This is a genomic window from Amycolatopsis heterodermiae (genome assembly GCF_034929455.1).
Classification (GTDB): domain Bacteria; phylum Actinomycetota; class Actinomycetes; order Mycobacteriales; family Pseudonocardiaceae; genus Amycolatopsis; species Amycolatopsis heterodermiae.
Map to the genome: position 1 here is coordinate 337,328 of NZ_JAYFSI010000007.1, position 18,174 is coordinate 355,501.

An 18,174-nucleotide genomic window follows, 5' to 3' on the forward strand; every position below is an offset into this window, starting at 1 on the left:
GGACCACGGAGCGGTAAGGGGGCCTTCACGGATCGTGCTCACGGCACGATGAGCGGGACCTCCGGCGCCGGGCCGTCGGACAGCGGGATCTGGAACCGCTGCGTCAGGTACGAGGCGATCGTGTGGAACAGCGGCGCGGCGGAGTGGCCCACCGGCAGCGTCGTGTCCGGCGCGTCCAGCCGGATGCCGACCACGAACCGCGGGTGGTCCGCGGGCAGGATGCCGGCGAAGGTGATGTTGTAGAGGTGGTCGCTGTACAGCTTCGTCCGCGGGTCGATCTGCTGGCCCGTGCCGGTCTTGCCGGAGATCTGGTAACCCTCGACCGCCGCCGTCGGCGCGGTGCCCTTCTGCAGGCCCTTGCCGTTCTGCGCGACCGCGCGCATCATGTCGCGCACCGTCTTCGCCGTCTGCGGCGGAACCACCTGCACGGTCTTCGGCGCCGGCTCGGCCACCGTCGTCCCGTCCGGGTTCACCTTCGCCTTGACGATCCGGGGTTCGACGCGCAGGCCGTCGTTCGCGATCGCCTGGTACATCCCGGCCATCTGCAGCACGGTCATCGACAGGCCCTGCCCGATCGGCAGGTTGCCGAAGGTGGTCGCCGACCACTGGCTGCGCGCCGGCACGAAGCCCGCGCTCTCGCCGGGCAGGCCGACGCCGGTGCGCTGGCCGAGACCGAACTTCTTGAGCAGGTCGACGTAGCGTTCCTCGCCGATCTTCTGCGCCAGCAGCAGCGTGCCGATGTTGGACGACTTGGCGAAGATCCCGGCGGTGGTGAACGTCTGCGTGCCGTGGGTCCAGGCGTCGTGCACGGTCTTGTCCGCGACCTGCAGCGCGCCGGGCACCTGGATCGTCGACTCGGGCGTCGCGACGCCGTAGTCGATCGCCCCGGTGGCGGTGACGATCTTGTTGACCGAGCCGGGTTCGAACGGCGTGGTGACCGCGGGGTTGGCCAGGTCCTCGTTCGTCCAGGTCGACGGGTCGTTGGGGTCGAACGTCCGGTCGTTGGCCAGCGCGTAGACCTCGCCGGTCTTCGAGTCCATGACCACGGCCTGCCCGCCCTTGGCGTGCGACTGCTGGACGTAGTCCGAGAGCTGCCGCTGCACCTCGTACTGCAGGTCGGAGTCGATCGTCAGCTCCAGGTCCGACCCCGGGACGGCGGCCTGCAGGTCGCGCTCGGTGCCCGGGATGACGACGTTGTCGCTGCCGTTCTTGGTGTTGACCAGCATCCGGCCCGGCGTGCCGGCCAGGTCGTTGTCGCGGACCGCCTCGAGCCCGACCAGGCCGTGCAGGTTGTGCTTGGAGACGTCCGGGTCGTCGGAGCGCCAGTTCGCCGCGCCGACGATGTTGGCGGCCAGGCTGCCGCCCGGGTACTCCCGCAGCGCGCGCTTCTCGACGCCGATCCACGCGAACTGCTTGACGATGTCGGCGGCGACCGACGGCTCGACGTTGTTCTCCAGGTAGGTGAACGACGCCTGCTTGTGGAACAGGTCCAGCAGCTGCTGCTCGGTGAGCTGGCCCGGCACCTTGGCCGCGATGTACTTGGCGGCCGCGGCGGTCTCGCTGTCGAACGTCTTCTTCGTCCCCGGCGCCTTCGCGGCCAGGTCGGCCATGTTCTTGCGGAACGCCTTGAGGTTCACCGACAGCGTGCGGACCTCGACGCTGAACGCCAGCTTGGCGCCGTTGCGGTCCACAATGGACCCGCGCTGGGCCGGGATGTCGATGGTCTGGGTGCGCTGCTTCTCCGCGGCCAGCGACAGCTCGCCCGCGTCGAACCACTGCACCTGCACCAGTTTCACGCCCGCGACGAGGAGCACCGCGACCAGGATGAGGCGCACCGCGGAGAACCGGCTGCGGTGGCCGCCGTTGCCCCGGCGCGCGGCGGCGCTGCGGGTCCCGGCGGCGTAGGTCCGCCGCGCGCTGCCCGCGGCGCGGGCCCGGGACTGCCCACCCCGGCTCGTCGCCATCACTGGCCCCCGGGCTGCGCCGGCGGCGCCGCGGGCTGGTCTTCGGCGGGCACCGCGGGCTGGTCGCCCTCGATGGGCGCGCCCTGCTCCGACTGCGTGCCCGCGGCGGGCGCGGCGGGCGGCGCGGCCGGCACCGGCGGGGTGTCCGCCTTGGCCTTCTTCGGCTCGCCGACCAGCGACGTCTTCCCGTCGGGGCCGACGAGGATCCGCGCCGGGTCGCCACCGGGCACCATGCCGAGCTGCTGGGCCGCGGGGGCCAGCGACGCGGGCGACTCCGCCTTGGCGACGTCGCGCTGCAGCTGCTCCTTCGTCTCCGCCAGGTTCGAGTTGGTGGAGCGCAGCTGCTCGAGGCGGTAGGAGTCGGCGATCGCCTGCGTGGTCAGCCACAGCGTGGTCGCCACGCCGGCGGCCAGCAGCGCCATCATCAGCAGCACGAACGACGCGCGCGACTTCGGCAGCCGCAGCTGCAGCTTCACCTTGGGCTTCGGCACGTCCTGGTCGCGCTCGGCCGGCACCCGCTCGGCCTTCGGCGCGGGACGGGGATCGCGCTCCTTCAGCAGGTCGGCGCGCTGGGCGCGGCGCGCGTAGGCGCGCTCGGCCGCGGACGTGCGCCCGCGCGAGGCGCGCCGGGGCGCGGCCTGGCCCGGTTCCGCCTGCCGCGGTTCCGTTTCGACGGTGGTCCCGCGGGCGGGCTCGGCACGCTTGCGCGTCGCGGGCCCGCCGGCCCGGCGCTTCGTGGGAGCGGTCATCGCGGCTCTCCGATCCTCTCGGCGGCCCGCAACCGCACCGAAGCGGCACGCGGGTTGTGTTCGATCTCCTCTTCGCCGGCCTTTTCGGCCCCCCGGGTCAGGAGCTTCAGCTCCGGTCCGTGTCCCGGCAGCTCCACCGGAAGTCCTTCCGGCGTGCGGGACTTCGCGAGCTCGGCCAGCGCCTGCTTCACCAGGCGGTCTTCCAGTGACTGGTAGGACTCCACGACGATCCGGCCGCCGACGGCGAGCGCGCCCAGCGCGGCGGGCATGGCCCGGCGCAGCACCTCCAGCTCGCCGTTGACCTCGATCCGCAGCGCCTGGAAAGTCCGCTTGGCCGGGTGCCCGCCGGTGCGCCTGCTCGCCGCCGGGACGGCGTCGTAGAGCAGCTCGACCAGGCGCCCGCTCATCGTGAACGGTTCCTTCTCGCGGGCGTTGACGACCGCGCGGACGATCCGCTGCGCGAACCGCTCTTCGCCGTAGTCGCGCAGGATCCGGATCAGCTCGCCGGGTGCGTAGGTGTTGAGGACGTCGGCGGCGGTGAACCCGGTGGTCGGGTCCATCCGCATGTCGAGCGGCGCGTCCTTCGAGTACGCGAACCCGCGCTCGGTGCGGTCCAGCTGCATCGACGAGACGCCGAGGTCGAAGAGGATGCCGTCCACACGGGACAGTCCCAGGTCCTCGATCGCTTCCGGGAGTCCGTCGTAGACGGTGTGCACGAGGTCGACGCGGTCGCCGTGGCGGGCCAGGCGTTCGCCCGACTTCTCCAGCGCGGCGGGGTCGCGGTCGAGCGCGACCAGCCGCAGGCGCGGGAAGGCTTCGAGAATGGCGTCGGAGTGCCCGCCGAGGCCGACGGTCGCGTCCACCAGGACCGCGTCACGATCGGCGAACACGGGAGCGAACAGCTCGACGATGCGGCCGAGCAGCACCGGGACGTGCTCGGGTGCCGTCATGTTCCCTCCCCCCTCTCTGATGGCGACTCGGGGGAAATGCAGCGGATGCCGTCAGGTCCCTGTCCGCCCGCTGCTGACCTGGTACCGGGGAAGGTGCACCAGGGCCATTGAGCGGACAGAGGCCTCACGGCATCCGGGTGGGCGTCGGCGAGGTGCGCGGGCGTGGCGTACCCCCGTCCCCCGACGACGTGGGTGCACCGCGTCCACGCGCCTAGAAGACGCCCGGCAGTACTTCCTCTCGAGCCTTCGCGTAGCTGTCTTCGTGTTCCTCCAGGTAGCCCTGCCACGCTTCGGCGTCCCAGATCTCCAGCCTGGTGATCGCCCCGATCACCACGCATTCCTTGCTGAGCCCCGCGTAGCGGCGGAGCTCGGGCGCGATGCTGATGCGCCCCTGCCCGTCAGGGCGTTGCTCGTCCGTCCCGGCGAACAGGTAACGCTGGTAGGCCCGGACGGCCTCGTTCGTGAACGGGGCCTCGGCGACCTTGCGCGCCATCTGCTCGAACTCGGCGCGGGGGAAGACGAAGAGGCAGTGGTCCTGCCCCTTGGTGAGCATCAGCCCGCCGGCCAAGGCGTCGCGGAACTTCGCGGGCAGCGCGAGCCGCCCCTTGTCGTCCAGCTTCGGGGTGTGGGTGCCGAGGAACACGGCCTCCACCTCCCTACCGCATCCGGTGGCGGACCACTGGCTGCGGCTCCGGGGCTTCCCTTCCGCCCCACTGGCCACCACCGTACCCCACTTTTCACCACAGTCAACGCGTCAAACGCGCGCCTCACTCCGTCGTGTCAGGCGTTTGCGCAGGTCAGCACGGTGGGGCCTGGTGGGGGGCGTGGTGGGGCACCGTGGCCAAGATCCCCCGCCGTGGTGGACCGGAGCAACCTCAGCTGCCCCCGAAACGTCCGCATAACGGCCGCGAAAGAACCAGTACCACCCGCCGTGGGGCCGAGTGGGGACACCGGTGGGGCCCGGTGGGGATCCGGGTGGGGTGCGGTGGGGGCCCGGGTGGAGCGGAGTGGGGAACCCGGGTGACCAGGCATCACCCGTCCGGCCCCGGCTCCCCGCGTGATCAGAAGGTCATCACCCGTGACGGAAACGCCGGCACGCGTGATTGGAAGGTCGACACACCCTCAGGCGCCGTGTCGACCCTCCAATCACGCGTGCCGACCCGTCGATCACGCGTGCCGGCGCCCGGATCACGGGACTGCCCGTCCGGACGCGGTTCCTGCCCCTTCGGGCACCCGGGTCAGGCTTCGGGGGTGACCAGGGCGGCGACGCGGGACGCGAGCCGGGCGCTGTCGACCGGGGTGACCGTCACCCAGTCCTGCCCGCCGCGGCCCGCGCTCTTCGTCGCGCAGTACGCGCCGACGTCGGTGTCGAACCACGTCAGCCCGCCCGTGCGCTCGACCCGGCCGGACGCGCCCCGGCGGCTGACGCTGAACTGGCCCGCCGCGTACACCGGGCGCGCCTGGATCGCCAGGACCTCCCGCAGCTGGGCCGACGACGCCGCCGACCGCGCGCCGCGCTCGGCGAACACCGGGTCCTCGACGCCCTCAACGCCCTCGACGCCGGAGCCGAGCGCGGCCGCGGCGAGGCTGACGCCGTACCCCGGGCCCGCCGTCAGCTCCGGCAGGACGTCGACGATCGCCGTGCACAGCTCGCTTTCGCGGATCCCGTCGAGGCTGATCGTCTGCTCCGGCTGGGTCGCCAGGACGCCGCGGCGGCCGCGGACGGCCGTCACCGCGCGGAAGGGCAGCTCCGCCGTCATGTCGGCCAGCGCCTCGCAGGCGACGTACACCTCCCCCGCCGCGAGCAGCTCCAGCCGGTGCGCCAGCGCGGGTTCCAGCCGGGACCCGTCGTAGAGCCCGCGCCCGGCGAGGTTCTCGTACACGGCCTTGCGCACCTCGGCGCGCTCCTCGTCGGTGCCGCCGACGCTGCGCACGCTCAGCGGCTCGGGCGGGCGGTCGTGCCCGAGGTCCGTCCAGAGGATGTCGAACGCGGACGCGGAGACGCGGATCAAGCCTGCCCCAGGGACGGCGGGGCCGCGAACGTCTCGCCCGGCACGTGGCCGCGCAGGGCCGCGTCCCGGGTGCGGAGGACGTCGATCGCCTTCTGCCGCGCGGCTTCCGCCTCGGCGCGGCGGGCCTCCATCTCGTCGGCCAGCCCGGCCAGCACGAGGATGCTGCCGGTGCCGGCGGCGTCGCGGATCATCGCCGCCGGGTCGTAGGTCACCGGCGGCGGCATGTCCGCCCGGGCCCGCGCGGACGTCTCCGCCTGCGCGCCGACGGCGGTGCCGACCGACGCCGACACCGCGGCGGAGTGCGAGAGCCACTTCGCGGCGCGGTCGAGCGACGCGCGGGCGGCGTCACCCGCCGGCCCCTGCCAGGTCTCGTGCGTGCCGGCGATCAGCGCGGCGAGGTCGGCGGTCGACTCGTGCAGCCGTTTCGCCAGCCCGTCCCAGCGGGCGCCCGCCTCGCCCGCGGCGACCGGGTCGTTGTCCCGCTCGACCTCGGCGGCCATCGCCTCGTGGCTGTAGGACTCGTACCTCGCGGTGGGGACGGGGGGCTCGGCGTCGGGCACGGCGCAACCTTCCGGTCGTCGGGTCAGGGCAGCTTGGGTTCGACCAGCCCGGCCACCGTGGCCGCGCGGCGGCAGGCGAGCGCGGTGTCGGTGAAGGCGGTGTTGCTGACGTCGACCTGGACGCTGCCGGCGTCCCCCACCCCGAGCAGCACGGAGCAGGTGCCGTCGGCGGCCTTCTTGTCCGAGACGCGCAGCGCCGGGTGGGCGCCGACGGTCGTCTTGGTGGCGGTCTTCTTCGCGACGTCGAGGTCGGCCAGGCCGTTGTGGTCGTCGAGGGTCACGGTGACGCCGAAGGTGCCGGGCACGGTCCAGTCGCAGGCCCGCGCCCCGGCGATGTCCTTGGGCCGGCCGAGCACGCTCACCCCGGCCGCCGAGCGGTCCTGCGGCGAGAGCAGCGCGCACGGATCGAGCGCGGCCAGGGTGCCGGGCTCGGCCACCGGCGGCGGCACCGCCGGGGCGGTCGCCTGCGAGGACGCGTGCCCGACTGCGGCCGGCTGCACGGGTTGCGATCCGCAAGCCGCGAGAAGCAGGAGGGCCGGCGCCCACAGATACTTCTGGTGCACGCGCTCAGCCACCCGTGCAGTCCACGCCGTCGGCCGCCTGCTCGTCGGCGTGCTGGTACTTCGCCAGCGCCTGGCCGATCCGGTGCTTGAGGGTCTCGAGCTCCTGGCCGAACGCGGTCAGCTGCTGCACGGCCGAGCCGGAGCCGCCGATGCCGTACTCGGCCATGAACTTGCCGATCTCGCCGGCGTACCCGCCGCCGAGCGGCACGCTGCGGCCGAGCACCTTGGCCTCGCGGACCATCTCGCCCACGACGTCCTGCAGCTGGCCGAGCTTCGCGTAGGCGTCGGTCGCCAGCTCGGGCGCGACCGCGAACCCGCGCACGTCGAACGGCGGCTGCGTTCGCACCTCGCTCATAAGCGGTTACGCCTCTCAGTAGCGGAGCGACCTCGCATCGGAGCATACGACAGTGCGGGGTGTCAGCGGGAGCGCCCAGAATCGGGTGACAGGACACCCGATCGGGGTATCGTCCCAGCTTGCGCAGTGTCATCGACCGCCATGACGACCGTCGGCACCGGGGCTTCGCGGGGTTCCGGCCCCTGGGTTCGCCCGGGTTTGACACACTGGATGGAAGGCTGGTCGCTGCGCGGACAGCAGCCAGGGGGCCGTTCGGCCCGGCTGTGCGCACAGTGCGCCCAGTCATGCGCCACCAGGAGGTCGAGTGACGTCGAGAATCCAGTCTGCGACGCCCGGATCGGGCGAGCAGGCATCCGGGCGGCCGCCTTATCCGGCGGACGCCTCGGGCAACGGCCGGGCCCACGGCCGTCCCGGCAGAGTGTCGCTGGACGAACTGCACGAGGTCGCCCGGCGGATCGCCGCCAACATCGAGCGCGTGCTGGTCGGCAAGCCCGACGTCATCCGGATCGCCCTGGTCACCCTGCTCGCCGAGGGCCACCTGCTTGTCGAGGACGTGCCCGGCGTCGGGAAGACGTCGCTGGCCAAGGCGCTGGCCCGGTCCATCGACTGCACGGTCAGCCGCATCCAGTTCACCCCGGACCTGCTGCCGAGCGACGTCACCGGCGTCTCCATCTACAACCGCCAGTCCGGCGAGTTCGACTTCCGCCCCGGCCCGGTGTTCGCCAACATCGTGGTGGGCGACGAGATCAACCGCGCCTCGCCGAAGACGCAGTCGGCGCTGCTCGAGTGCATGGAAGAGCACCAGGTCACCGTCGACACCACGACCTACCGGCTCGAAGAGCCGTTCATGGTGATCGCGACGCAGAACCCGATCGAGATGGAAGGCACGTACGCGCTGCCCGAAGCCCAGCGCGACCGCTTCACCGCGCGGGTCTCCATCGGCTACCCCGACCAGCAGGCCGAGCTGGCCATGGTCGACGAGCACGCCGGGCACAACCCGATCGAGGACCTGCAGCCGGTGTCCGACGGCGAGACCGTGCACCGCCTGATCGAGACGGTCCGCGGCGTGCACCTGGCCCCCGAGGTCCGCCGGTACGCCGTCGACCTCGTCTCGGCGACGCGGCAGCTGCCGGAGATCCGGCTCGGCGCGTCCCCGCGCGCGACGCTGCACCTGGTCCGCGCGGCGCGCGCGCAGGCGGCGCTGTCCGGCCGGGACTACGTCGTCCCGGACGACCTGCACACCGTCGCGGTCCCGGTCCTCGCGCACCGCCTGATGCTCACCACCGAGGCCCACGCGGCCCGCCGCTCGGCGACCGACGTCGTGCGGGCGGTCCTGCACCGCGTCCCGGTGCCCCAGGGCTCCGGCCCGCGCCAGTAGTCCCTTCGGCGAAGGTGAAGAGAACCGCATGCTGCGTGCCCTGTCCGGCCTGACCACCCGCGGCCGCTGCCTCCTGGCCGCGGGGCTCGCGGCCGCGGTGTGCTCGTTCGTCCTCAACGAACGCGACCTGCTGCGGGTCGCGGTGTTCGTGGTGGCCCTGCCGCTGCTGGTCGCCGCGTTCATCTCGGCGACCCGGCTGCGGATCGGCGCCACCCGGGCGCTGCACCCCCAGCGCGTCGCGGTCGGCGCGAACGGCGAGGTGCAGCTGGAGCTGTGGCGCAGCGGGCGGCTGCCGGCCGGCGAGGTCCTGCTCGAGGACGGCGTGCCGTACGCGCTGGGTTCGCGGCCGCGGTTCGTCGTCGAACGGCTCCCGCACGACCGGCGCGTCGCGCTGCGCTACCCGCTGCAGCCGGTGCTGCGCGGGATCCAGCAGGTCGGGCCGCTGCGCGCGACCATCACCGACCCGTTCGGGCTGTGCGAGTTCGAGCGCGAGCTGATCGGGCACTCGCGGCTGGTCGTCGTCCCCCGCGTGGTCGCCCTGTGGGGGCTGCCGAGCGGCGCGGGCATCGGCGTCGGCGACGACGGCACCGTCCGGCTGCACGCCGGGCAGGGCGAGGCCGACGTCATCGTCCGGCAGTACCGCCAGGGCGACGACCTGCGGAAGGTGCACTGGCGCTCGACCGCCCGCCGCGACGAGATCATGGTGCGCGTCGAGGAACGGCCCTGGCGCGGCGGCACCACGGTGCTGCTGGACCACCGCGCGGCCGCGCACCACGGCGCCGGTCCCGCCGCCAGCCTGGAGTGGGCGGTGTCCTTCACCGCGTCCGCCGCACTGCACCTGCGCCGCGCCGGGCACCGCGTCCGGCTGGTCAGCGAGCACGGCGCCGTCCTGGCCGACACCCCCGGCGACGGCGGCGACCACTACGACCACGTCGTGCTCGACGCGCTCGCCGCGCTGCAGGCCGCGCACCAGCGCGACATCACGCTGGCCCGCGACCCGGCCGACGGCCAGGAGCTGATCGCCGTGCTCGGCACGGTCAGCACCGAGGCCGTGCACGAGCTGACCCAGTACCGCCCGCGCGGGATCCGCAGCCTCGCCGTCCTGCTCGACACGCCGGCGTGGTCGGCCGGGGTGAGCGCGCCCGAGCAGCGGGCCGCGGCCACCGAGGACTCGGCCGCGCTGCTGCGCGCGGCCGGCTGGGGCGTGGTGATCGCCGGCCCCGGCTCGCCGATGCCCCAGGTGTGGGCCGAGCTCTGCCAGGCGGGCGCCCGCCGCGGCACGCTGATCGGCGGCAGCCGATGAGCACCGCCGCCCCGCCGCGCCCGTCCGCGACGCCGCCCCGGCGTCCTGCCACCCAGCACCCGCTGTCCGCCTGGCGCGGCAGTCTCCTGGCCCCGGCCTGCGCCGCGATCGCGACGCTCTGCGCGGCGACGTCCGTGACGAGCGTCGTGTCCGGCCTGGCCTGGTTCGGCTACCTGTTCGTCGCCGTCCTGCTGATCGGCGCGAGCGGGCTCGCGCTGCGCTCGCTGCAGGTGCCGACCGTGCTCGTCGGCCTCGGCCAGCTGCTCGTGCTGCTGTTCCTCATCACCGGCGCCTTCACCACGCACGGGATCCTGCTGATCATCCCGGGCCCGGACGCGTTCGGAGAGCTCGGGAGCACGCTCGCGGCCGCGGCCGACCAGATCCGGGTCGGGCTGCCACCGGTCGAGGGCAGCCAGCCGATCCTCTGTCTCGTGACGATCCTGGTCGGCCTGGTCGCCGTGCTGGTCGACACGCTCACGGTGGCCGCCGCGGCGCCCGCCGCGACCGGGCTGGTGCTGCTCTGCGTCTACGCCGTGCCGGCCGCGCTCTCCGAGGAAATGCTGCCCTGGTGGACGTTCCTGCTCGGCGGGGCCGCGTTCGCCGGCCTGCTCGCCGTCGACGGCAACCACCGCCACCAGCGCTGGCGGACCCGCGAGGCGCCCGGGCGCAGCGGCAAGCCGGGCGTGCTGTCGGCGCCGGTCGCGGTGGTCTGCGCGGCGATCGTGCTCGGCCTGTTCGGCGGGGCGATCACCTGGGTCGGCACGGTCGGCCGGATCCCGTTCGGCACCAGCGGCGACGGACCGGGCGCGGGCGCCGGCGGCTTCGGCATCCAGCCGTTCACCGAGCTGCGCGGCATGCTCGACCAGGGCGCGAACCGGGAGCTGTTCAAGGTCCGCGGCCTCGGCACCGACCGGCGGCTGCTGCGCGCGATGACGCTCGACACCTACTACCCCAACAAGGGCTGGGGCCTGCACGACGACGGCCGTTCGCAGCAGGGCAGCCCGATCGGGCCGCAGCTGCCGCCCGCCCCGGGCGACGACGGCAGCGGCACGGCCCGGAAGGTCGACGTCGAGCCGACGAGCTGGCGCGACAACTGGCTGCCGGTCTACGGCGCGCCGCGCGTGCTCGAGGGCGCCGGCAACGGCTACCTCTACGACCAGGTCAGCGGCACGGTGTTCACCACGCGCAGCGAGGTCCCGCCGTCCTACACCGAATACGCGTCGCTGAAGGAGCCGACGGCCCAGCAGCTGCGCGTCACCGACAAGGTCGACGACCTCCCGCCGCGCTACACGCAGATCGACCGGGTCGACGACCGCGTCCGGCAGAAGACCGAGCAGCTGATCGCGGGCAAGACCAACGACTTCGACCGGGCCAGCGCGATCTGGCAGTACTTCACCGCGCAGAACGGGTTCGTCTACGACACCCAGACCGCGCCGGCGAACGACGCCGACGCGCTCGCCGACTTCATCCTCAAGGGCAAGCGCGGCTTCTGCGAGCAGTTCGCCTCGGCGATGGCCGTGATGCTGCGGGTCGCGGACATCCCGTCGCGGGTGGCGATCGGCTTCACCCCGGGCGTCCCGGTCAACGACTACATGTCGATCACCACCCAGGACGCGCACGCGTGGGTCGAGGCGTACTTCGGGGACAAGGGCTGGGTCACGTTCGACCCGACGCCGCTGTCCGACGGCCGCGGCATCACCCCGCCGTACCTGCAGGCCGGCGGCGAGAACGGCAACCAGCCGGACGACACGCAGATCGCGCCGAGCACGGTGCAGTCGAGCGCCGCGCCGACCGGCGTGCCCCGCGACACCGAGCAGAACACGCAGGCGCAGGGCCCGCAGCAGTCCGACGAGGGCACGCCGACCTGGGAGTGGGTGCTGGTCGGCGTCCTGGCCGCGCTGGCGCTCGCGGCGACCGCGCTGGTGGTCGCCGGCGGGCGACGGCGGCTCCCGGAGAACACACCGGCGTCGACGGGGTTCGGCGCGGTGCTCAAGAACTGGCTGCCGCTGATCGCGGCGGTGCTGTGGGTGGCCGTGCTGGGCGTGCTGTCGTGGCTGGTGGCCTGGTGGTTCAGCCTGATCGTCGTGCTGCTGCTGGCCGGGTTGCTCGGGCCGTCGGCGGCCCGGGACGTCGGCAGGCGGCGGCGGCTGCAGGAGATCGTCGGGCAGCGGCCCGGCGCGGCGGACGCGGCGTGGTCCGAGCTGCGGGCCGAGTGCGCCGACCGCGGGCTGCCGATCCCCCCGAGCGACACGGTCCGGGTGGCCGGCCAGAAGCTGGCGGCGAAGCACCACCTGGACGACGAAGGCCGCGAAGGCCTGCGCACAGTCATCGGGGTCGTCGAACGCTCCTGGTACGGCGAAACCGCGGACCCGGACCCGACCCTGCCGACGGCCTTCGACCACCTGCGCCGGAGCCTGCACCGCAACGCCCCGATGTCCTGGAAGGGCCGCCTCTTCCCCCGCTCGATCTTCCGCAACCGCGACTAACCCGCACCCCACGGGGCATCACCCGTGTCCCGAGGGGCATCACTCGCGATGCCCCTCCAATCACGCGTGATGCCTCTTCAATCACGCGAGTTCCGGCGTCCATCACACGAGATCCGGGTCCGATCACGTGAGATCTGGCTTTGGTCACGTCGGTCGCGCGGTGGGGGTCACCCGGGCGAGGGTCACCCACCGTTGTCACCGGGGCGGGCGGGCCGGCCGCGGCGGATGAGCACACAAGAAGATCCGCGTCCCACCGAACGGGCGGGACGCGGATCTCGAGGTCTTACGGCGCTACTGCTCTTCGAAGCGCTGGCGGAAGCGCTCCTCCATCCGCTGGGTGAAGGAGCTGCGGCGGCCTTGCTGCTTGCCGCCCCGGGCACCCCCTCCGCCGCCCTTGCCGTCCGCTTCGGCGCCGTGCCGAATCGATGTGACGGCCAACATGACCCCGAAGAACATCACGAGGAACCCGAGCACGCTGATCAGCGGGATGTCGGCCACCCGGAACTGCGGCACCACCACGCCCAGCACCAGCAGGGCCACGCCCACTACGAACAGGGCGATGCCCTGAATACGCCGTCGGCGAGCGGGGCGACGCAACCGGGTGCCACGCACCGTGGATGCGAACTTGGGGTCCTCGGCATAGAGCTCGCGCTCGATTTGATCGAGCAGCCGCTGCTCATGCTCGGAGAGTGGCATCTTTCCTCCTCCGGCACAGCTGTCGCGGGCGCCGGGCCGCGCAACGTCCTGGACCCAACAGCCAACCCCAGGCGGGGTGGCACTGTCCAGGATACGAGGCCCGCGCCCGGACGACTACCCGATCCCGCATCCAGAAGGGATCGAATTGGGGTAAATCCGGGCCGAGGAGGGCTGACGGACCGTCACCGTCGCCGATCGTGACCGGTTCAGGGGTCTCGCGGGGTCAGGAGCGAGGCCGGCCGGACGGCCGCGAAACCGAACTTCGAGCGGGCGACGTCGGCCGCGACCTCGGCGTCGCGCCACCGCGGCGCCGGCGAGTCGAACACCAGCTGCTCGCCCGCTTCGCCCGTTTCGAGCCCTTCGACCCGGACGCCGATCAGCCGGACGGCGCCGGTCGGCGCGTGCTCGGTGAGCAACGCCACGGCCACGGCGGTGATCTCGCGGGCGACGTCGGTGGCCGAGACCAGCGTGCGGGCGCGGGTGATGGTCCGGAAGTCCGCGAACCGCACCTTGATCGAGACGGTCCGGCCGCGCACACCCCGCCCGCGCAGGGTCGCGCCGACCCGCTCCGAGAGGCGCAGCAGCTCGAGGCCGATCTCGGCCCGGTCGTGCCGGTCGACGTCGAAGGTGTGCTCGGCGCCGATCGACTTGTCCGGCGCCTCGGTGACGACCTCGCGTTCGTCGACGCCGTGCGCGAGGCGGTAGAGGTGCTCGCCGACGGCCACGCCGAGTGACTTCTTCAGCCGTTCGGGTGGAAACGCGGCGACGTCGGCGATCGTGTCGAGGCCGAGCCGCCGCAGGTTCTCCTCGGTGCGGGCGCCGACGCCCCACAGCGCCGAGACGGGCAGCGGGTGCAGGAACGCGAGGGTCTCCGCGGCGGGCACGACGACCATGCCGTCCGGCTTCGCCATGCCCGAGGCGAGCTTCGCGACGAACTTGACCTTCGCGACGCCGACCGAGCAGGTGATGCCGTGTTCGGCCGCGACGCGCTCGCGGATCCGCGCGCCGAGCTGGGCCGGGGTCGCGCCGAGGCGGCGCAGCGCGCCGCTGACGTCCAGGAAGGCTTCGTCGAGGCTGAGCGGTTCGACGAGCGGGGTGAGGTCGCGGAAGATGCCCATCACGCCGCGGGAGACCTCGCCGTAGAGCCCCGAGGTCGGCGGGATGTTGATCAGGTGCGGGCAGAGGCGCTTCGCGGTCGAGAACGGCATGGCCGACTTCACGCCGAACTTGCGCGCCGGGTAGTTCGCGGCGGCCACGACGGCCCGCGGCCCGCCCCCGGACACGACGACGGGCCGGTCGGCCAGCTCGGGCCGGGTGCGCAGCTCCACGGACACGAAAAAAGCATCCATGTCGACATGCAGCATCCCGCAGCCGGTGTCGTCCGGCGGCGGTTCCCCCGGCCGGACCCGGAACCGGCCCATGCCGCCGGGAAGTTCAGCGTTTCGCCCCACGAGGGGGACGCTACCGGCCACCACCGACAGTTCCGGGCGGCAAGCCCCGCACCAGGGTGTGACGTGAACACGAAGTCGGAAACCCGCCGACGCCGGCTTCCCCGGCGAAGCTCACCTCAGGCCGGGCGGCGGGCCACCGCGTGCAGGCGGCCCGCGATCGTCCGCAGGGCCGGCGACGCGGCCGCCGCCTGCTCGAACTCCGCCAGGTCCTCGTCGCGGACGTCGCCCGGGACCAGGTCCGCGATCACCCGGTCGCCCTGCAGCAGGGTCACCTCGAGGCCCGCCGCCTCCAGCTGGGCCTTCAGGCCGTCGCCGTCGAAGCGGCGCAGGACCGTGTCGCCCGCGGCGATCCCGGCGGCGCTCGTGAGCAGCTGCCGGGCTTCGGCCACCCGCCCGGCCAGCGCGCGGTGCAGCACCGCCGCGTGGCGGTTGGCCACCAGGACCGACACCGCCCCACCGGGGGCCACCGCCGCCGCCAGCGCGGCCAGCACCGCGGCCGGGTCGTCGACGATCTCCAGCAGGCCGTGCGCCAGTACCAGGTCGGCCGAGCCGTCCGGGATGTGGCGGCCCAGCGCGTCGGCGTCGTCGGCGATCACCGTGATCCGGTCGGAGACGCCCTCCTCGTCGGCCCGGCGCTTGAGCGTGGCGAGCGCGTTCGGGCTCGGCTCGACGACGGTCACCCGGCAGCCGGCTGCCGCGAACGGCACCGCCCAGCCCCCGCTGCCGCCGCCCACGTCGACGACGCCGGGGTGCTCGGCGCCCCGGGCGCGGGCGGCCTCGATCTCGGCCTCGAGCACCCGGCGGACGGCGCCCGAACCCCGGGCGGCCACGGTCTCCGTCTTCATGTCGCACAGGGTAGTGCCCGGTCCGGCCCGCGTCCCGGCTGGTCCCTTCGGGTGAACAACCGCCGCGGCGCCTGGCCCGGTGGCCCCTCTGGCCCTCACCCGTAGGCTGGACACCGTGCACACGGTCGCCGTACTCAGCCTCAAGGGGGGCGTCGGCAAGACGACGGTCGCCCTCGGTGTGGCCTCCGCCGCCCTGCGAAGGGGCACGCGGACCCTGGTGGTCGACCTGGACCCGCAGGGCAACGCCACGACCTCGCTCGACCCGCCCTACACCGACGCGACCCTCGCCGACGTGCTCGAGGACCCCACCCGCGAGACGCTGAAGCGCGCGATCGCGCCGAGCGTCTGGAGCGAGGACGTCGACGTCCTGGTCGGCGCCGAGGAGCTGGAGCTGCTCAACGACCCGGACGCCGACAGCGACCGGCTCGCGAACTTCTCCCGCGCGCTGGACGAGCTGCACCGCGAGCCGCTGCGCGAAACGCCGTACGAGCTGGTGATCCTGGACTGCCCGCCGTCGCTGGGCCGGCTGACGAAGTCGGCGCTGGTCGCCGCGGACAGCGCGCTGATCGTCACCGAGCCGACGATGTACGCCGTCGCCGGGGCCCGCCGGGCGCTGGAGGCGATCGAGAACATCCGCAAGGAGCTCAACCCGGACCTGCGCCCGATCGGCGTGCTGGTGAACAAGCTGCGCGTGCGGTCCTACGAGCACCAGTTCCGGATCGCCGAGCTGCGCGAGAACTTCGGCTCGCTGGTGATGCCGACGGCGATCACCGACCGGCTCGCCGTGCAGCAGGCCCAGGGCGCGTGCAGCCCGATCCACGAGTGGCACTCCCCCGGCGCGCAGGAGATCGCGCTGACGTTCAACATGGTGCTGGCCAAGATCCTGCGCTCCAACCGCGCGGGCCGCCACCGCGTCCAGGGCGAGGAGCCCGAGGGCCCGGACTGGCCCGAAGGTCCGGCGCCGGAGACCGAGGCGGCCCCGGCCGAGGTGTCCGAATCAGCGGGGTGAGCCGTGCCCGAAGGTGACACCGTCTACCTCGTCGGGAAGCGCTTCGAGCGGGCCCTGGCCGGGAAGACGCTGCTGCGCGGGCAGTTCCGCGTGCCGCAACTGGCCACTGTGGACCTCGCCGGGCGCGACGTGCTCGGCGTCGGCACCGTCGGCAAGCACCTCTTCACGCGCTTCTCCGGCGACCTGACCCTGCACTCGCACCTGATGATGGACGGCATGTGGGACGTCTACGCCGCCGGCGCGAAGTGGCGCCGGCCCGGGCACCACGCCCGCGTGGTCCTGACCGCGGCCGACGTCCAGGTGATCGGCTTCCGCGTCCACGACCTCAAGCTCGTGCCCACGGCGAAGGAGCACGACCTCGTCGCCCACCTCGGCCCGGACCTGCTCGATCCACAGTGGACGGAGGAGCACGCGGCCCGCGCGGCGGCGGCACTGGCCGCCGACCCGGCGCGCGAGCTGGGGCTGGCCCTGCTCGACCAGCGCGTGCTGGCGGGTGTCGGGAACCTCTACAAGTGCGAAATCTGCTTCCTGCTCGGCGTGACGCCGTGGACGCCGGTGTCCGAAGTGGACGCCGAAACGACGGTCGCGCTCAGCCGCAAGCTGCTGCTGGCCAACGCCGCCTCCGGCCGGTTCGACCAGAGCACCACCGGCCACCTCGACCGCAACCGGAAGAACTGGGTCTACGACCGCACCCGCCAGGGCTGCTTCCGCTGCGGCGGCCCCACCCTGGTGCGCACGCAGGGCCACGACGTCCAGCGGCGGCCCACCTGGTTCTGCCCGAAGTGCCAGTCCGGCCCGGCTCCCGCGAGCTGAGCTGGCCCGGTGACGTCGTTCAAGCTCCCGCTCTACGGGACCGACACCGAACGCGGCGACCTCGCTCCCTGAGCCGCCCGCGCCCGGGAGCTCTGCCATGCCCGAAATCCTCACCGGGCCGGCGCTGCGCGCGTTCGCCCGCGCCCCGCCCAAGGTCGAACTGCACGTCCACCTGGTCGGCTCGGCGAGCCTGCCGACCGTCCTGGAGCCGGCCCGGCGCCGCCCGGAAGCCGGTGCCCCCACCGGAGAACGCGAGCTTGCGGCGTTCTTCACCTTCCGCGACTTCGACCATTTCCTCACGGTCTACTTCGCGGGCACGTCGCTGGTGGCCGGCCTGGCCACCGACCTCGCCGCGCAGAACTGCCGCTACGCCGAGGTCCCCGCGACGCCCTACAACCGCCTCCTCGGGCGGCATGCCCGGCGACGACCTGCTCGCCGGGCTCGAGTCGGGCCGGGCCGCGCCGCCGAACGGGGCGTGGAACGGGCCTGGTGCTTCGACATTCCCGGCGAAAAGGGCACCCAGGCCGGTGCCGAAACCCTCGTGTTCGCGCTCCGCGAACGCCCCGAAGGACTGGTGTCGTTCGGTCTGGGCGGGCCCGAGCTGGGAGTCGGGCGGGCGCCGTTCGCGTCGTTCTTCACAAGAGCGCGGGAGGCCGGGCCGCACAGCGCGCTGCACGACCTCGGCGCCGAGCGGATCGGCCACGGCACGAGCTGCGCCGCCGACCCCGCACTGCTCGAACACCTTGCGGTACAGCGGATTCCGCTCGAAGTGTGCCCGACGTCGAACGTGCGCACCGGCCAGGTGCGCTCGGTCGCCGAGCACCCGGTGCAACACCGACGACCCGCCGATGTTCGGCGCGACGCTCACCGGCGAGTACGTCGCCGTGGCCGAGGCACTGGGCGTCCTTCCTCGGTGACGCACGGAAAGCCCTCTTGAAAAGTGAGATCTCGCAAATGACGTTGCCGGGTACCGCGAACTTCGCATAGCGTGGCGGTACACGAGAGAGGAGGTGGTCCTAAGTTGTATTCCAACAGGACTC

17 protein-coding genes are annotated in these 18,174 nt (G+C 73.2%); 6 read left to right on the forward strand and 11 right to left on the reverse strand.

The genetic code is table 11. The annotated features are described in order from the left end of the window. Positions 1–38: 38 nt before the first annotated feature. The 8 genes from VA596_RS29325 to VA596_RS29360 form a co-directional block, all read right to left on the reverse strand. Positions 39–1,964 carry a peptidoglycan D,D-transpeptidase FtsI family protein gene (locus tag VA596_RS29325; protein WP_323331410.1) on the reverse strand — a complete coding sequence of 642 codons (1,926 nt, stop codon included), beginning with the start codon at positions 1,962–1,964 and terminating at the stop codon, positions 39–41. Beyond that, on the reverse strand, positions 1,964–2,713 hold the full coding sequence (locus VA596_RS29330; protein ID WP_323331411.1) for a hypothetical protein: 750 nt from the start codon (positions 2,711–2,713) through the stop codon (positions 1,964–1,966). The genes VA596_RS29325 and VA596_RS29330 overlap by 1 nt, the downstream gene beginning before the upstream one ends. After that, complete coding sequence (gene rsmH / locus VA596_RS29335) at positions 2,710–3,663, reverse strand: 16S rRNA (cytosine(1402)-N(4))-methyltransferase RsmH (RefSeq protein ID WP_323331412.1); 954 nt, start codon at positions 3,661–3,663, stop codon at positions 2,710–2,712. Before rsmH ends, VA596_RS29330 begins: the two co-directional genes overlap by 4 nt. A gap of 211 nt (positions 3,664–3,874) precedes the next feature. Next, the gene (gene mraZ, locus VA596_RS29340) at positions 3,875–4,306 is read right to left on the reverse strand and encodes a division/cell wall cluster transcriptional repressor MraZ (protein ID WP_247054593.1); all 432 of its coding nucleotides are present in this window, start codon (positions 4,304–4,306) and stop codon (positions 3,875–3,877) included. Between the two features lie 595 nt (positions 4,307–4,901). Further along, positions 4,902–5,675, reverse strand: coding sequence for an ESX secretion-associated protein EspG (locus VA596_RS29345; protein WP_323331413.1), 774 nt, complete (start codon positions 5,673–5,675; stop codon positions 4,902–4,904). Continuing rightward, a complete protein-coding gene (locus VA596_RS29350; protein WP_323331638.1) occupies positions 5,672–6,175 on the reverse strand; it encodes a PPE domain-containing protein in 504 nt (167 codons plus the stop codon). Before VA596_RS29350 ends, VA596_RS29345 begins: the two co-directional genes overlap by 4 nt. A gap of 83 nt (positions 6,176–6,258) precedes the next feature. Beyond that, a complete protein-coding gene (locus VA596_RS29355) occupies positions 6,259–6,810 on the reverse strand; it encodes a DUF3558 domain-containing protein (protein ID WP_323331414.1) in 552 nt (183 codons plus the stop codon). Further along, positions 6,803–7,153: a hypothetical protein gene (locus VA596_RS29360; RefSeq protein ID WP_323331415.1), complete on the reverse strand. Its 351-nt coding sequence runs from the start codon at positions 7,151–7,153 to the stop codon at positions 6,803–6,805. Before VA596_RS29360 ends, VA596_RS29355 begins: the two co-directional genes overlap by 8 nt. A 304-nt stretch (positions 7,154–7,457) precedes the next feature. Here VA596_RS29360 and VA596_RS29365 point away from each other — a divergent pair, with 304 nt between their 5' ends. Genes VA596_RS29365 through VA596_RS29375 form a run of 3 tightly spaced genes read left to right on the forward strand, consistent with a single transcriptional unit; the run spans position 7,458 to position 12,320 of the window. After that, positions 7,458–8,531 (forward strand): AAA family ATPase, encoded by a 1,074-nt coding sequence (locus VA596_RS29365; protein WP_323331416.1) that lies wholly within the window; start codon positions 7,458–7,460, stop codon positions 8,529–8,531. Positions 8,532–8,559: 28 nt separating this feature from the next. Continuing rightward, positions 8,560–9,834 (forward strand): DUF58 domain-containing protein, encoded by a 1,275-nt coding sequence (locus tag VA596_RS29370; RefSeq protein WP_323331417.1) that lies wholly within the window; start codon positions 8,560–8,562, stop codon positions 9,832–9,834. Further along, positions 9,831–12,320 carry a transglutaminase family protein gene (locus VA596_RS29375; RefSeq protein ID WP_323331418.1) on the forward strand — a complete coding sequence of 830 codons (2,490 nt, stop codon included), beginning with the start codon at positions 9,831–9,833 and terminating at the stop codon, positions 12,318–12,320. The genes VA596_RS29370 and VA596_RS29375 overlap by 4 nt, the downstream gene beginning before the upstream one ends. A gap of 291 nt (positions 12,321–12,611) precedes the next feature. Here VA596_RS29375 and VA596_RS29380 read toward each other — a convergent pair whose 3' ends face one another. The 3 genes from VA596_RS29380 to VA596_RS29390 all read right to left on the reverse strand — a co-directional run bounded on the left by VA596_RS29380 (position 12,612) and on the right by VA596_RS29390 (position 15,312). Further along, on the reverse strand, positions 12,612–13,016 hold the full coding sequence (locus VA596_RS29380; RefSeq protein WP_323331419.1) for a DUF3040 domain-containing protein: 405 nt from the start codon (positions 13,014–13,016) through the stop codon (positions 12,612–12,614). A 206-nt stretch (positions 13,017–13,222) separates the two neighbouring features. Further along, the gene (gene dinB, locus VA596_RS29385) at positions 13,223–14,437 is read right to left on the reverse strand and encodes a DNA polymerase IV (protein ID WP_323331639.1); all 1,215 of its coding nucleotides are present in this window, start codon (positions 14,435–14,437) and stop codon (positions 13,223–13,225) included. A gap of 146 nt (positions 14,438–14,583) precedes the next feature. Continuing rightward, positions 14,584–15,312 (reverse strand): class I SAM-dependent methyltransferase, encoded by a 729-nt coding sequence (locus VA596_RS29390; protein WP_323331420.1) that lies wholly within the window; start codon positions 15,310–15,312, stop codon positions 14,584–14,586. 115 nt (positions 15,313–15,427) lie between these two features. Here VA596_RS29390 and VA596_RS29395 point away from each other — a divergent pair, with 115 nt between their 5' ends. From VA596_RS29395 to VA596_RS29405, 3 genes are all read left to right on the forward strand, one after another. Continuing rightward, positions 15,428–16,321 carry a ParA family protein gene (locus VA596_RS29395; RefSeq protein ID WP_323331421.1) on the forward strand — a complete coding sequence of 298 codons (894 nt, stop codon included), beginning with the start codon at positions 15,428–15,430 and terminating at the stop codon, positions 16,319–16,321. 3 nt (positions 16,322–16,324) lie between these two features. Further along, positions 16,325–17,134 carry a DNA-formamidopyrimidine glycosylase family protein gene (locus VA596_RS29400; protein WP_323331422.1) on the forward strand — a complete coding sequence of 270 codons (810 nt, stop codon included), beginning with the start codon at positions 16,325–16,327 and terminating at the stop codon, positions 17,132–17,134. A 97-nt stretch (positions 17,135–17,231) separates the two neighbouring features. Then, on the forward strand, positions 17,232–18,071 hold the full coding sequence (locus tag VA596_RS29405) for an adenosine deaminase family protein (protein WP_323331423.1): 840 nt from the start codon (positions 17,232–17,234) through the stop codon (positions 18,069–18,071). The last annotated feature ends 103 nt before the right edge of the window (positions 18,072–18,174 follow it).